The organism is Marinobacterium marisflavi (assembly GCF_982447095.1).
The window spans coordinates 729,219-742,016 of record NZ_OZ457898.1; the positions used below are offsets into that span (position 1 = coordinate 729,219).

Annotated in this window: 16 protein-coding genes and 1 pseudogene; 8 read left to right on the top strand and 9 right to left on the bottom strand. The window is 52.0% G+C overall.

Annotated features, from left to right (window positions below):
* Positions 1–13: 13 nt before the first annotated feature.
* From AC1WNR_RS03545 to AC1WNR_RS03555, 3 genes and pseudogenes are all read right to left on the bottom strand, one after another.
* A complete protein-coding gene (locus AC1WNR_RS03545; RefSeq protein WP_481643164.1) occupies positions 14–589 on the bottom strand; it encodes an O-antigen ligase family protein in 576 nt (191 codons plus the stop codon).
* Complete coding sequence (locus AC1WNR_RS03550) at positions 586–1,179, bottom strand: hypothetical protein (protein WP_481643165.1); 594 nt, start codon at positions 1,177–1,179, stop codon at positions 586–588. The genes AC1WNR_RS03545 and AC1WNR_RS03550 overlap by 4 nt, the downstream gene beginning before the upstream one ends.
* Before the next feature lie 193 nt (positions 1,180–1,372).
* Positions 1,373–1,453 (bottom strand): annotated as a pseudogene (locus AC1WNR_RS03555) (type II toxin-antitoxin system YoeB family toxin); the annotation flags it as partial.
* A gap of 881 nt (positions 1,454–2,334) precedes the next feature.
* Between AC1WNR_RS03555 and AC1WNR_RS03560 the strand changes: the two are divergent.
* Positions 2,335–2,592, top strand: coding sequence for a type II toxin-antitoxin system prevent-host-death family antitoxin (locus tag AC1WNR_RS03560; RefSeq protein WP_481643166.1), 258 nt, complete (start codon positions 2,335–2,337; stop codon positions 2,590–2,592).
* Positions 2,593–2,840: 248 nt separating this feature from the next.
* Positions 2,841–3,005, top strand: a complete 165-nt coding sequence (locus AC1WNR_RS03565; RefSeq protein WP_481643167.1) for a type II toxin-antitoxin system CcdA family antitoxin — start codon at positions 2,841–2,843, stop codon at positions 3,003–3,005.
* A 106-nt stretch (positions 3,006–3,111) separates the two neighbouring features.
* Here AC1WNR_RS03565 and fabB read toward each other — a convergent pair whose 3' ends face one another.
* The gene (gene fabB / locus AC1WNR_RS03570; protein WP_481643168.1) at positions 3,112–4,332 is read right to left on the bottom strand and encodes a beta-ketoacyl-ACP synthase I; all 1,221 of its coding nucleotides are present in this window, start codon (positions 4,330–4,332) and stop codon (positions 3,112–3,114) included.
* Between the two features lie 43 nt (positions 4,333–4,375).
* Positions 4,376–4,891, bottom strand: coding sequence for a bifunctional 3-hydroxydecanoyl-ACP dehydratase/trans-2-decenoyl-ACP isomerase (gene fabA, locus AC1WNR_RS03575; RefSeq protein WP_481643169.1), 516 nt, complete (start codon positions 4,889–4,891; stop codon positions 4,376–4,378).
* Positions 4,892–5,014: 123 nt separating this feature from the next.
* On the opposite strand from fabA, the gene tmpT reads away from it, so the two are divergent.
* Positions 5,015–5,647, top strand: coding sequence for a thiopurine S-methyltransferase (gene tmpT / locus AC1WNR_RS03580; protein ID WP_481643170.1), 633 nt, complete (start codon positions 5,015–5,017; stop codon positions 5,645–5,647).
* 180 nt (positions 5,648–5,827) lie between these two features.
* Here the strand turns inward: tmpT and AC1WNR_RS03585 are convergent, their stop codons facing one another.
* Positions 5,828–6,796 carry a polyprenyl synthetase family protein gene (locus tag AC1WNR_RS03585; protein ID WP_481643171.1) on the bottom strand — a complete coding sequence of 323 codons (969 nt, stop codon included), beginning with the start codon at positions 6,794–6,796 and terminating at the stop codon, positions 5,828–5,830.
* A gap of 268 nt (positions 6,797–7,064) precedes the next feature.
* Between AC1WNR_RS03585 and rplU the strand changes: the two genes are divergently transcribed.
* From rplU to proB, 5 genes are all read left to right on the top strand, one after another.
* Positions 7,065–7,376, top strand: a complete 312-nt coding sequence (rplU, locus tag AC1WNR_RS03590) for a 50S ribosomal protein L21 (RefSeq protein WP_481643172.1) — start codon at positions 7,065–7,067, stop codon at positions 7,374–7,376.
* 22 nt (positions 7,377–7,398) lie between these two features.
* The gene (gene rpmA, locus AC1WNR_RS03595) at positions 7,399–7,656 is read left to right on the top strand and encodes a 50S ribosomal protein L27 (protein ID WP_481643173.1); all 258 of its coding nucleotides are present in this window, start codon (positions 7,399–7,401) and stop codon (positions 7,654–7,656) included.
* A gap of 158 nt (positions 7,657–7,814) precedes the next feature.
* On the top strand, positions 7,815–8,840 hold the full coding sequence (locus tag AC1WNR_RS03600) for an IS110 family RNA-guided transposase (protein WP_481643174.1): 1,026 nt from the start codon (positions 7,815–7,817) through the stop codon (positions 8,838–8,840).
* A gap of 497 nt (positions 8,841–9,337) precedes the next feature.
* Entirely contained in the window at positions 9,338–10,540 is a 1,203-nt protein-coding gene (gene cgtA / locus AC1WNR_RS03605; RefSeq protein ID WP_481643175.1) for an Obg family GTPase CgtA, read from the top strand.
* Positions 10,540–11,661, top strand: a complete 1,122-nt coding sequence (gene proB, locus AC1WNR_RS03610; protein WP_481643176.1) for a glutamate 5-kinase — start codon at positions 10,540–10,542, stop codon at positions 11,659–11,661. The genes cgtA and proB overlap by 1 nt, the downstream gene beginning before the upstream one ends.
* 193 nt (positions 11,662–11,854) lie before the next feature.
* Here proB and rpsT read toward each other — a convergent pair whose 3' ends face one another.
* From rpsT to AC1WNR_RS03625, 3 genes are all read right to left on the bottom strand, one after another.
* Complete coding sequence (rpsT, locus tag AC1WNR_RS03615; protein WP_481643177.1) at positions 11,855–12,118, bottom strand: 30S ribosomal protein S20; 264 nt, start codon at positions 12,116–12,118, stop codon at positions 11,855–11,857.
* A gap of 118 nt (positions 12,119–12,236) precedes the next feature.
* Positions 12,237–12,563, bottom strand: a complete 327-nt coding sequence (locus tag AC1WNR_RS03620) for a type II toxin-antitoxin system PemK/MazF family toxin (RefSeq protein ID WP_481643178.1) — start codon at positions 12,561–12,563, stop codon at positions 12,237–12,239.
* Entirely contained in the window at positions 12,563–12,778 is a 216-nt protein-coding gene (locus AC1WNR_RS03625) for an antitoxin MazE family protein (protein WP_481643179.1), read from the bottom strand. Before AC1WNR_RS03625 ends, AC1WNR_RS03620 begins: the two co-directional genes overlap by 1 nt.
* Positions 12,779–12,798 lie beyond the last annotated feature (20 nt).

A 12,798-nucleotide genomic window follows, 5' to 3' on the forward strand; every position in this document is an offset into this window, starting at 1 on the left:
ACACTGGCTTCTGCTACTGTTTTCTCATGTTTGGCCCGTAGTACGCACCGAGTGAAAGCCCTAGCCATACCCAAAACCAAGCATTCACCCAGCCACCGTGGAAGTTGTTATGCGTGTTTATGGGCCAGAAGTAGGCCCAGAACGCGAGCACCGTTGCGGTTGCTAGTAAGGTGGGTTGTGCGAATATGTTGAGCGTCAGTCGTGTCAACATAATGTAAAAGAGTACTAAACCAGCTAGACCAACCCAGCCTGCGCCGGAAAGTGTCTCCATTACCACTTGATGTGTATGCGCTGCTCCTTGGAGTTTATGAGGCGAGTCAGGGTCGTCTATCTCACTAATCCATCGCACGCCGGCAGGCGAATCGACCAGAGGGGCCGCATAACGGTAGTTGTTTACTCCTGCACCAAATCCTGGATTCTCATTTCCAATCGCTACTGCGACAATCCAGATGTCTAGGCGGCCAGAAAGTGCCTGGTCTAGTGTTTCGAGTGATGGGTTCTGAAATACGACTAGTGTCTGGTTTAGTTTAGAACTAAGACCTGGCTGTTTGATTATCCAACTACCTGCAAACATGACCAGTGCGATCACGCCAAATATGCCAGGTATGCTCTAGCGGACGGGCGGTAGCCACGCACCCAGGCCACAATCGGCAGCGCCAAAAGGGTGGTTATTACCGACACCCACGAGGAGCGTGTGCCACTAATCCAACACAGGCCCACGATGAATAGTCCCGCCAATAGGGCTATTACGAAATGTCCACGCGCCCACAGACCTATCGAGATAAACGCAAATAGAGAGCGCATGATCACCCCCATCATTAATCCTCCGTCGTAATAGGGGTTGTTTGGGGTGTGCATCCCTTGGTTATGAGAGCCGCCTGGCCCGAAAGGATTCGTTGGATCAAGGTATTGCCAGACTGCGAGAGTGCCCCAGAGCAGGGCGATGGAAGAAATAATGTAAAGCGAGGGTACTATCGAAACGCCTTGCTTGAGTCGTTTGTAGAGGAAGTAGCCGGCCAAGAAGAACAGTGGGTAGGTTCCAACGAACACCATGCTACGTCCGACATCTATGGAGCCTGGCGTGGATAAAACAGCTGGGATCCATATACAGGCTCCGAGGCCGAGTAGCCATTTGGTACCCTGCTCTAAAGAAGCTGTTCTCACCTCTTTGAAAAACATCGCCCCGCCTATAATCGCCATTATGAAAAGTGGGTATCAAAGTGTTTTGCCGATTGGTAGCAGAAAGAAATACAGGCAAAGAAGAAGGGTGAAATCGTGTTTGCGGAGAAAGCGCATGTGTAGTCCTCAGATAACAGGCTGCCGGATGCCGTGATCTGGATTTTCAGTCTAGGGGAATTGTCCGTGAGTTGTGCTAGTAGTGATAGCGACACTGAGCGATGTAAAGCCGATCTCTGTCCACTCGATACACGATGCGATGTTCGCGATCTATGCGGCGGGACCAGAAACACGACTAGTTATGTTTCAACGGGCCTGGGTGGCCGGGCCTGCCTGTTGAATGTCTAGATATAATTTTCAAACATACTGATGCTTCACTCACTCTAGATTCTTATTGAACTCTCGGTAGGTTTTTACTCTCGGCATTTTCAATTTTTCCAGCTCTCGGGAGTGAATCCTCAGTGACAGGCTTAACTAGTTGTTTTGTATTTATTGAGTAGGTATTTCCACAATTTGTTAACAGATTTATCCACAAAAATAGGCGTGGGACGGGCTAAAAAATCCCATAGAATTTTTAGTTATATGGCCGTTGCAAAGTGCAAACCAATCTGCAATGCAATGTGAGAATGCTTGGTTTTTGTGACATTTAAGCGCGGTTTTGGAAACTTTTGTCGCTATCTTTTTGTGGATAATCTGTGGAAAAGATCATTCAGTTATAAGCGATTATGCTCTTTAAAATTACTTTCGATCTGAATTTGGCAAGTCCAAATTCCTTGTCTAGATTTTAAGTCGAGACGAGGGCACGGATGCTCAAGACGCCAAAGGAGTTGGAGTAAGTCTCACGGATAGGAGGTCAAGGATGATCGCTAAGCTTCAGGGATTTGAGGGTTAACTATCCGAGCTGTAAGGCCGACAGGGAGAGCACGACACCGAGTTACAAGGATGGTGACTAGATGGTAGGTAAAGGAATACCTCGCTTTCATGGAAGAGTGAACTCTACGGCCCGAGGGGGTAGCCAGATGGCTACCCCCTCATTTTTTATCCGAAACGACAATTGAAGTTAGTTCTGAATAATTGCTCCGTATCAAACTATAAATAGTATTGAAAAAAGTGCTTTAAAGAGTACGATGGCTGTTGGGCTAGTGTGAGGTAAAGCTAATGAACACCCTAACTGCAAACGACTTAAAAATACGTGGTATCTCTGCCGTTGAAGCGAGCCTTGAGCACGAGGAGGAGGTGATTATTTCTGTCCGTGGACAAGATAAATACGTGGTGATGGATATCGCGAAGTACTCGAAGTTGAGAGAGCTTGAGTTGGAGCTTGCCGTGCAAGAAGCGAGAGCGGATTATCATGCTGGGCGCTTCGTAACGGAAACTCCGGCTGAACACGTTAAACGTTTGCGCAATGAACTATAAGCTTGTCTACACAGAGAGCTACTTGAAGCGGGAGAGGAAATTCTTCAGGCGTCATCCTGAGCTTTTGGGACAGTATGAGAAGACGCTGATGTTGCTAGAGCTAAATCCTCACCACCCGTCTCTTCGACTCCATCAGCTCAGTGGAAAGTTAGATCAGCTGTATTCGGTCTCTATCAATATGAGCTATCGGCTTGTAATGGAGTTCCTTATTTTAGATCGGGAACTCGTATTGGTGGATGTTGGTGATCATGACAGAGTTTACAGATAAGAAACGCGAGACATTGCAAACAGTTACTTCAGCTGAAACTGAGCAGCGGGATGCCTGGTTGGAAGAAAATAGAGCTGCTTTGGAAAGCTCCAATCGATATGTCGAAGAGTCTGGTTTGCCGCTAGGCGAGTATCGGATGGTTTGAATCTAGTGTGTGCGGCATAGTAATAACAATAAAAAACGGCCTATTGGCCGTTTTTTATTGGGTCGCGAAATAGGTTTTGCCTACATCGCTCCTACATCAAGCTGTATTAGCCGGCGTATTTCTGGAACACCAGCGTAGAGTTGGTGCCGCCGAAGCCGAAGCTGTTGGACATGACGCGCTGCAGGTCTACACCGTCCATGCGCTCGCGCACGACGGGTAGGCCTTCGGCTTCTGGGTCCAGCTCTTCGATGTTCGCTGAGGCTGTGATGAAGTTGTTCTCTTGCATCAGCAGACAGTAGATCGCTTCCTGTACGCCTGTTGCACCCAGTGAGTGGCCTGCCAGCGACTTGGTCGAGCTCACTGGTGGCATGTTATCGGCGCCGAAGGTCTCTTTCATCGCTTTCAGCTCCTGGATATCGCCCGCTGGGGTCGATGTGCCGTGGGAGTTGATGTAGTCGATTGGGCCGTCAACAGTGGCCATTGCCTGCTGCATACAGCGCATTGCGCCTTCGCCGCTTGGGGCAACCATGTCGTAACCGTCTGAGGTAGCGCCATAGCCAACCAGTTCCGCGTAGATTTTCGCACCGCGCGCTTTGGCGTGCTCAAGCTCTTCGAGTACCAGCATGCCGCCGCCACCGGCGATGACGAAACCGTCACGGTTTGCATCGTACGCGCGTGAAGCCTGTTCCGGTGTCTCGTTATATTTGCTTGAGAGCGCGCCCATTGCATCAAACATGACAGTGAGTGACCAGTGCAGCTCTTCACCGCCACCGGCAAAGATTACGTCCTGTTTGCCGAGCTGAATCAGCTCCATCGCGTTACCGATACAGTGTGCTGAAGTAGCGCAAGCAGAGGTGATTGAGTAGTTTACGCCCTTGATCTTGAATGGCGTTGCCAGACACGCAGAGACAGTAGAGCCCATGGTGCGTGTAACGCGGTAAGGGCCCACGCGGCGCACGCCTTTGTCACGCAGAATGTCTGCAGTCTCAACGATATCCGCTGAAGATGCGCCGCCCGAACCTGCAATCAGGCCAGTGCGCACGTTGGATACCTGATCTTCTGTCAGACCAGAGTCTTTGATCGCCTGATCCATTGCGATGTATGAGTAAGCCGCGGCGTTACCCATGAATCGACGCAATTTACGGTCGATCATCTCGTCTAGGTCGATATCGACGCTGCCTGCCACATGGCTGCGGAAACCCAGGTCGGCATACTCTTGCTGGAATTTGATGCCTGACTTGCCCTCTTTTAGGGAGTCCAGAACGCTTGCTTTATCTGTGCCTAGGCAGGAAACAATACCCATGCCAGTAACTACAACTCGACGCATCGAATCTCTCTCTATATCTGTTGCGAAGTCCGCCTAAGCGGGCTTAGAAGTTTTCGGTACTTGTGAACAGGCCGACCTTCAGGTCGGTCGCGGTGTAGATTTCGCGGCCATCCACTGAAACGGAACCGTCAGCAATACCCATTACCAGTTTGCGCTCGATAACGCGCTTCATCTGGATGTTGTAGGTCACCTTTTTGCTGGTAGGCAGTATCTGACCGGTGAATTTAACCTCACCTGAACCTAGCGCGCGGCCGCGGCCTGGGTTGCCTTTCCAGCCTAGGTAGAAGCCAACAATTTGCCACATCGCATCGAGGCCCAAACAGCCCGGCATGACGGGGTCTTCAGGGAAGTGACACTCGAAGAACCAGAGGTCCGGGTGGATATCGAGTTCAGCGATGATTTCGCCTTTGCCGTGCTCGCCGCCCTCTGCGGAGATCTTGGTGATGCGGTCCATCATCAGCATGTTGCCAACGGGTAGGCGCGCATTGCCTGGTCCAAACATTTCGCCGTAGCCGCAGCTCAGCAGCTCGTCACGATTGAAAGAGGAAGGTCTAGTCATGGTCTCTCTTTTGTCTTTCGGATTTGTAAAAATTTGCCGAAGTATACCTTTTTAGGACTCGCTAAGCACGATATCGATCAGTTAAAGTGGCGGGAATGAGTATCCGCTGGGGAAAATAGGTAGATGGAACACGGGTTTTGGCACAAACGTTGGGCTAATTCTGAGATTGGTTTTCACCAAAAAGAGACGAATAACTGGCTGCAACAGCACTGGCCACTGCTGGGTGCAGAGGGTGAGTCCCAAGTGCTAGTACCGCTCTGTGGTAAGAGCAAAGATATGCTCTGGCTGCGCGAGCAGGGGCATGAGGTGTTGGGCGTAGAGCTCAGCGATATTGCGTGCCGCGACTTTTTTGTTGAGATGGGCGCAGAGGTTACAGCCACCCAGGGCCCGAAATTCCATACCCGTGAGCTAGACGGTATCACTTTGCACTGCGGCGACTTCTTCAAACTAGATGCTGAGGATATCAGCCGCGTGGGGGCGGTGTATGATCGGGCCGCATTAATCGCGCTGCCTCACACTATGCGCAAAGAGTACGCCGCGCACCTGAAATCGATTCTGCCCAGCGGTATGCGGGTGATGTTGATCTGCCTTGAATACGACGAGCAGCGCGAGTCGCCGCCGTTTTGCGTAACAGAGACTGAGGTGCGCAAGCTGTATGAGCCGGAGTTTACTGTTGAGCTTATGGATGGCGCGGAGTTGCCGGATGGGCGCTTTGAGGGTGAGCGCGAGAAGGTTTACTTTTTGACGCGGCAATAGTTTTTCTGGGGGGAGGTTTGGCGGGTCGAGACCCGCCCTACGGCGGTTACGCTAAGAAAATGGATCGGGTTGAAACCCGACAGCGACTTGGATATCGCCTCCTCGGCTGCGCCAAAAAGCCTCCTACAAGGCTCGGTAGAAGCGATCTAGGCGAAGCTTAAGTTCGCGACAAGCCCCCTTTTAGTGTGTGCGCTCAATCGCTATGTCCGCAATCTGCATCAACGTCTCTTTAAACGACGTATCCGCCAATCCGGCAATCGCACTCTTCGCTAGCTCAACCTGCTCAACCGCCTTTTCACGGGTGTAATCAACCGAGCCGTTACGCTGTACTGTTTCAATAACCGGTGTGAGATCCTCAAGTCCGCCCTGACGGATCGCATGACGGATCAGCTCTTTGTCTGCATCGCTGCCGACGCGCATGGAGTGAATCAGTGGCATGGTGGTCTTGCCTTCTGCCAGATCATCTCCCACATTCTTACCCAGAGTCTCAGCATCCGATAGATAGTCGAGAAGATCATCGACAATCTGGAAAGCGATTCCGAGATGGCGGCCATATAGACGCATCGCTTCGCGATCATCGGCTGATGCATCCGCTAGAATCGCACCCACTTCAGTGGCCGCTTCAAACAGCATGGCAGTTTTACCCAGTACAACCTGCAGGTAAGCATCTTCGCCCAGATCGGGGTTGCGCTGGTTAAGTAACTGCAGCACTTCACCTTCAGCGATCACAGTGGTGGCGTTGGAGATCACTTCCATCACATCCATTCTGCCGATCTCAACCATGATCTGGAAAGCGCGTGAGTAAAGGAAGTCGCCGACGAGTACGCTGGGCGCATTGCCCCAGTTTGCGTTGGCAGTGGCTTTGCCGCGGCGTAGCTCAGAGTGGTCGACCACATCGTCGTGTAGCAGCGTGGCTGTATGAATGAATTCGATAACGGCCGCTAGCGGAACATGCTTTTCGCCCTTGTAACCACAGGCGTTGGCAGCCAGCAGGACTAGCAACGGGCGCAGGCGTTTGCCACCGCTCTCTACTATATAGTGTGCGATACGCTCGACCAGCGGCACATTTGAACCGAGGTTATTCAATATATAGTGGGTCACCGCGTCGAACTGCGGTTCTACTAGTGGGTTGAGCTGGTGTGGTTGCATCTGCTTTCGCCGGCCAAATAGATAACCGCAGGATGCTAGGTGTTAGGGCAGGGTGTGTCAATACAACCTGGGTTTTAGGCTCTTGTTTGACGCCTAGAAAAGTGTTGAGTTCGCCGGGGTTATTCTGTAGTATTGCGCGCCTTGAGCCTGTCCACCTTCGCTCCCTATGAGAGGGTGGTTCATAACTCACTGAGTTAATGAGCATTTTGCCCTTCGCAGTAGGTTTCGTTTCCTAGTAGCCGGGCAGGCCGTAATTGGAGAAAACTCAATGTTTGCAGTAATCGTAAGCGGTGGTAAACAGTACCGCGTACAGGAAGGTCAGACCCTTAAAGTAGAAAAACTGACTGCTGAAGCAGGTGCTGCTGTCGATTTCGACCGCGTTCTGCTGGTTAGCAATGGCGACGACGTTAAGGTTGGCGCGCCAGTTGTTGAGGGTGCTAAGGTTTCTGCTGAAGTGGTTTCACACGGTCGTGGTGATAAAGTTAAGATCATCAAGTTCCGTCGTCGTAAGCACCACATGAAGCGTCAGGGTCACCGTCAGTGGTTCACCGAAGTGAAAATCACTGGTATCAACGGTTAATCAAGGTTTAGGAGAGTAGAGAATGGCTCATAAGAAGGCAGCGGGTTCAACGCGTAACGGACGCGACTCACAGTCAAAACGCCTTGGTGTTAAGCGCTTTGGTGGTCAGGTAGTTTCAGCGGGCAGCATCATCGTGCGTCAGCGCGGCACTAAGTTCCACGCTGGCACCAACGTTGGTCTGGGCAAAGACCACACTCTGTTTGCGAAAGCAGACGGTGTTGTTAAGTTCGAAATCAAAGGCCCGAACAACCGTAAATTCGTTAGCATCGTTCCTGCCTGAGGAATCTAACGAAGATAGAAAAAACTCCGCTCAGGCGGAGTTTTTTTGTTTATTAGGGTCATTGAGTGGCTCTGTAGGAAATGAGATGGACCCACCCACTCTGTGCCAAGATTGGATTTCGCATTCAATCAAGTACGGCATCCAAGAAGGGGGTCCACATGAACAAGACTAGCATTATTGGTATCGATCTGGCGAAGAGTGTTTTTCAAGCTCACGGTATGACGAGCAGTGGTAAGCAGACGTTTGCGCGTCAGCTCAAGCGCGCGGAGGTCGCCAAGTTTATAGCTAAACAACCCAAGTGCATTATTGGTATTGAGGCGTGCAGCGGTTCTCACTATTGGGCCAAGTTATTCAAGCAGTATGGTCATGATGTGAAGATCATCCCGCCTAGCTACGTAAAGGCGTACGTGCGGGTTAATAAAAATGATAAACGGGATGCCGCAGCGATTGCAGAGGCAGCGTCCCGAGAGCAGGCGCCGGTAGTAGCTGTTAAAACGACGGAACAGCTCGACCTACAGGCTCTGCACCGAGTCCGCGAAGACTCGGTTAACAACCGTACGCGCATCGGTAATCGGATACGGGGACTACTTGCTGAACAGGGCGTCGTAGTTAAGCGTGGACATGCTGCAACTCGCTACGAGGTCGCGTTGATACTTGAGGACGCTTCGAACGGGTTAAGTTACGGTTTAAGAGAGATCATTGCCGATCTCAGAGAGGAGTGGCTACGCTGCGATGATCGAGTTGATTACTACACCTCACGGATCGAAAAGATCGCTAGGTCTGATGCGCGCTGTAAACGGTTGATGACGATACCTGGTGTAGGCCCAGTCATATCGACCTTGCTGGTTGCGTATGCGGGGAATGGTCAATCATACCGGGGCAGTCGCGACCTAGCCGCCTCGTTAGGCTTGGTGCCCGCCCAGCACTCAAGCGGTGGTAAAGACGTGTTACTGGGGATCAGTAAACGAGGAAATCGACAGTTGCGCAAGCAACTGGTACACGGCGCGAGGGCTGCATACCGCTCACTAGAGAAGTGGCCCGAAAGCAGTCGCCTTGGCTTGTGGGCACAAGGCTTGAGGGCTTCAGGCAAGCACGTAAACAAGATCGTGGTAGCGATCGCAAACAAGCTGGCCCGTATCGCCTGGAGCTGCTTAGTAAACGAGAGAGATTACAAAGCGTTGTAACCAACGCAGTACGGAGCCTGCCCAAGGCAGGATAAATAGAGTTAAACCCAACCAAAGAGTTGCGCAGAACGTTAAGACACGACAGATAAGATCGACTTGCTGAAAATCTGAAGATCCCTGTGGCTCATCAAGAAGCCGGGTAGGAGATAAGAACAGCAAGAGCACATCTCATAATGGCCCGGGTGGATACGCCCAAACTGAGAGGCCGGATATAAGCGTGCAATCTACTTCTATCGAGTCAAAACGGTCTTGCAACAAACGGGTGGGTCCATATAAGCGATCTACGCGCAGCGTACGTTCGCGACAGGTCCGGCGCTGGGTCGGGAAATACGCTTCGCGTACATCCCTCCTACAGCAACGCCATAAGAGGAGGTAAAATAGGCACACTCTCGGTTTCGAGAGCTCTATGTTCAGAGAGCGTCCCTATTTTTCCTCCTGAACCCCGAAGAAGGTGACAAATGTGCCTTAAAGGGGTCTGACCCCTTTAGGAGAAGAGTATGAAGTTTGTAGATGAGGCGAGTATCACCGTCCAGGCCGGTAAAGGCGGGAATGGATGTCTGAGTTTTCGCCGTGAAAAGTATATCCCTAAGGGTGGTCCTGACGGAGGTGATGGTGGTGATGGCGGTTCGATCTTTGTCGAAGCGGACGAGAGTCTGAATACCCTAATCGACTACCGCTACACCCGTCGTTACAACGCCCAGAATGGCGAGGGCGGCCAAGGCCGTCAGTGTACCGGCTCCAAAGGTGAAGATCTGGTGCTGAAAGTGCCCGTGGGTACCACTGTTGTTGATATCGACACGGATGAGGTGCTTGCGGACCTAACTCAGATTGGTCAGCGCGAAAAGGTGGCACAGGGTGGTTGGCACGGGCTAGGTAACATGCGCTTTAAAAGCTCTGTTAACCGTGCGCCACGTCAGACGACTAAAGGCTCTGAGGGTGAGTTACGTAATCTGCGCCTCGAGCTGCGCGTGCTTGCCGATGTCGGTCTGCTGGGTTTGCCGAATGCTGGCAAGTCGACGCTGATTCGCTCTATCTCTGCTGCGAAGCCTAAGGTGGCGGATTATCCGTTTACTACGCTAGTGCCGAATTTGGGTGTGGTGCGTACAGAAGCGCATCGCAGCTTTGTAGTAGCAGACATCCCCGGAATTATAGAGGGTGCGGCGCAAGGCGCTGGCCTGGGTATTCGCTTCCTCAAGCACCTGGCGCGTAACCGTGTGCTGCTGCACTTGGTTGATATGGCGCCTTGGGATGAGACAACGCCTGCGGATGCGGCAGTCACTGCCGTTAAAGAGTTGCACAACTTCTCTGAGACCTTGGGTCAGCAGCCGCGTTGGTTGCTGCTGAACAAGCTCGATATGGTACCTGAAGAGGAAGTTGAAGAGCGTTGTCAGTCTGTGATTGATGCGCTTGAGTGGGATGGTCCGGTCTATCGTATCTCCGCGCTGAACAAGCAGGGTCTGACACAGCTAGTGCATGATCTGCAGGAGTATCTGGATGAGCGTAAAGAGGCGATCATCGAGAAGCCTGAGCTCGCGGAAGAAGAGCACGCACTGCGTCAGCAGATCGACCGTGAAGCACGTGAGAACATGGAGCGTCTGCGCGCCGAGGCGCGTGCGCGTCGTGAAGCGGGTGAAGATGATGATTGGGATGATGATTTCGACGACGATGATTATGACATCGAGGTGGAGTACGTTCGCTAATGAGTTCGCGTTCGCGTCTTACCGGTAAAGGGCGTTGGGTTGTTAAGATCGGCAGTGCACTGCTGACTAACGACGGTGCTGGCTTGGATCAGGCGGCGATCGAGAACTGGGTGTCGCAGATCGCTGAGCTGACCCGCAAGGGTATTGAGGTGGTGTTGGTCTCTTCCGGTTCGGTGGCTGAGGGTATGACGCAGCTGGGTTGGACTGAGCGCCCAAGCGAGATCTCGAAGCTGCAGGCTGCTGCGGCTGTGGGCCAGATGGGGTTGGTGCAGGCGTACGAGTCGAGCTTCAAGTCGCACCATATCAAGACCGCACAAGTTCTGCTAACACATGATGACCTGTCCAACCGCAAGCGTTATCTAAACGCTCGCTCGACGCTACGTACTCTAATCGAACTAGGTGTAGTTGCGGTCGTCAACGAGAATGACACGGTTGTGACCAGTGAAATTCAGTTTGGCGATAACGACACACTCGGTGCGTTGGTTGCCAATGCTGTGGAGGCTGATGTGCTGCTTCTGCTGACCGACCAAAACGGTCTCTACAATGCAGATCCTCGTTCAAATCCTGATGCGCAACTGATCTCTGAAGGGCGTGCTGAGGATGAGCGCTTTATCGCGATGGCGGGCGATGGTGGTCGTTTGGGTCGCGGTGGAATGGCGACTAAGGTGCGCGCGGCCCGTTTAGCGGCGCGTTCGGGTGCCGTTACGCTGATCGCAAGCGGTCGCGAAGAGAATGTATTGCTCAAGCTCGCAGCGGGTGAAGATATCGGTACGCTGCTGATCCCTGAGCACGGTCGTCAGGCTGCGCGTAAACACTGGATTGCCGGGCATCTTCAGGCGCGTGGTCGACTGTATCTTGATGAAGGTGCGGTTAAAGCACTTGTCTCGGGTGGTAAATCACTATTGCCAGCAGGTGTGCGCAAGATTGATGGCGAATTTTCGCGTGGTGAGATGGTTGAGCTGATTGGGCCGGATGGGGCTTTGGTTGGTCGAGGTCTGGTGAATTACGGCGCGGTAGAGACGGTTCAGATCATGGGGCATGCCAGCCAAGAGATTGAGTCGCTGATTGGGCATATCTCAGAACCTGAGTTGGTTCATCGCGATAACCTGGCGCTGGTTTAAACGAGGACTACCCCTAATTTTTGTACGAGGGATGTACCGCAAAGCGGTATTTCCCGATAACCGTAATCATAGGTCGCGAACGTGCGCGTTGCGCAGATCGCTCATACGTTTTTCAAAATTCAGGCATAAAAAAGCCGAGGTCGATGCCTCGGCTTTTTCGTATCTAGGCTCTTTATGAGCTTAAGCTGATCGCTTAAGCAAGCGCTTTGATGCGAGCGTTCAGACGGCTCTTAGTACGTGCAACGGCAGACTTGTTGAAGATGCCTTTGTTTACAGAGCTGTCGATTATTGGCTGAGCAACTTTGAACGCATCGTTCGCAGCAGCCTGATCGCCTGAATCGATCGCTTTCTGAACTTTCTTGATGTAGGTACGTACCATGGAGCGCAGGCTAGCGTTATGCTGACGACGCTTCTCCGCCTGGCGAGCACGTTTACGGGATCCTGCGGAATTTGCCACGGTCCGGCTCCTTTAAAATTAGTTAAAAATACCTTTGCGGTGCGGTTTGGAAGTGCACCTCAAATCGGGATGCGAAATTATTCCTATCTTGGTCTTTGGTGTCAAGCCCGTTTCCCTGTTATTTCGCTATTCCTAGGAATATTGCAAGGCAGCGTTCGATCTCGATAAGTCTGTTCTGGTCGATTTTGCCGAAAGGAGGTCCGAGCTTCTCTTTTTTTGTGGTCAGTATTTTGTCCACCATTACTTGAGAGCGTCGTTTAAGGCCGTTCGTTGCTTGTGGTTCCAATGTCACGCGAAGCAGGGGCGCATCCACTATCGAACTGGTGATGGGGAGAATCGTGACGCTTGAGTGTGTACTAAAAGCATCGCTTTGGATAACGAGTGCTGGTCTAGGTTTGCCGTAATCACCCTGTACCGCGACAGTCACTAGGTCCCCGCGCTGCATCACTCCCAACCCTCAGTGTCCGATGCTGCCTCTTCCATGACGTGCATCAAAACTTCGTCCTCTGAGTCGGATGCCAAGATCAGTGCTGTCTGGCGAGCGCATTCCTCTAAAAAGCCAGTCCGGCGCGTATCCGGTACCCAGAGTTGAACTGGCCTAAAGCCCCGAGCGCGAAGAGCATCGCGATGTTTTTGCACGCGAGAATTAGTATTTGCCATAGTATTTCACCTCGTTACAT

Bases quoted from the DNA above. Each gene is read 5' to 3' on its own strand.
- fabB (WP_481643168.1), bottom strand. From the start codon at position 4,332: ATGCGTCGAGTTGTAGTTACTGGCATGGGTATTGTTTCCTGCCTAGGC.
- AC1WNR_RS03585 (WP_481643171.1), bottom strand. From the start codon at position 6,796: ATGCAACCACACCAGCTCAACCCACTAGTAGAACCGCAGTTCGACGCG.
- AC1WNR_RS03625 (WP_481643179.1), bottom strand. From the start codon at position 12,778: ATGGCAAATACTAATTCTCGCGTGCAAAAACATCGCGATGCTCTTCGC.
- AC1WNR_RS03565 (WP_481643167.1), top strand. From the start codon at position 2,841: ATGACAGAGTTTACAGATAAGAAACGCGAGACATTGCAAACAGTTACT.
- AC1WNR_RS03600 (WP_481643174.1), top strand. From the start codon at position 7,815: ATGAACAAGACTAGCATTATTGGTATCGATCTGGCGAAGAGTGTTTTT.
- proB (WP_481643176.1), top strand. From the start codon at position 10,540: ATGAGTTCGCGTTCGCGTCTTACCGGTAAAGGGCGTTGGGTTGTTAAG.
- tmpT (WP_481643170.1), top strand. From the start codon at position 5,015: ATGGAACACGGGTTTTGGCACAAACGTTGGGCTAATTCTGAGATTGGT.
- AC1WNR_RS03550 (WP_481643165.1), bottom strand. From the start codon at position 1,179: ATGTTTTTCAAAGAGGTGAGAACAGCTTCTTTAGAGCAGGGTACCAAA.
- AC1WNR_RS03620 (WP_481643178.1), bottom strand. From the start codon at position 12,563: ATGCAGCGCGGGGACCTAGTGACTGTCGCGGTACAGGGTGATTACGGC.
- cgtA (WP_481643175.1), top strand. From the start codon at position 9,338: ATGAAGTTTGTAGATGAGGCGAGTATCACCGTCCAGGCCGGTAAAGGC.
- rplU (WP_481643172.1), top strand. From the start codon at position 7,065: ATGTTTGCAGTAATCGTAAGCGGTGGTAAACAGTACCGCGTACAGGAA.
- rpmA (WP_481643173.1), top strand. From the start codon at position 7,399: ATGGCTCATAAGAAGGCAGCGGGTTCAACGCGTAACGGACGCGACTCA.
- AC1WNR_RS03560 (WP_481643166.1), top strand. From the start codon at position 2,335: ATGAACACCCTAACTGCAAACGACTTAAAAATACGTGGTATCTCTGCC.
- fabA (WP_481643169.1), bottom strand. From the start codon at position 4,891: ATGACTAGACCTTCCTCTTTCAATCGTGACGAGCTGCTGAGCTGCGGC.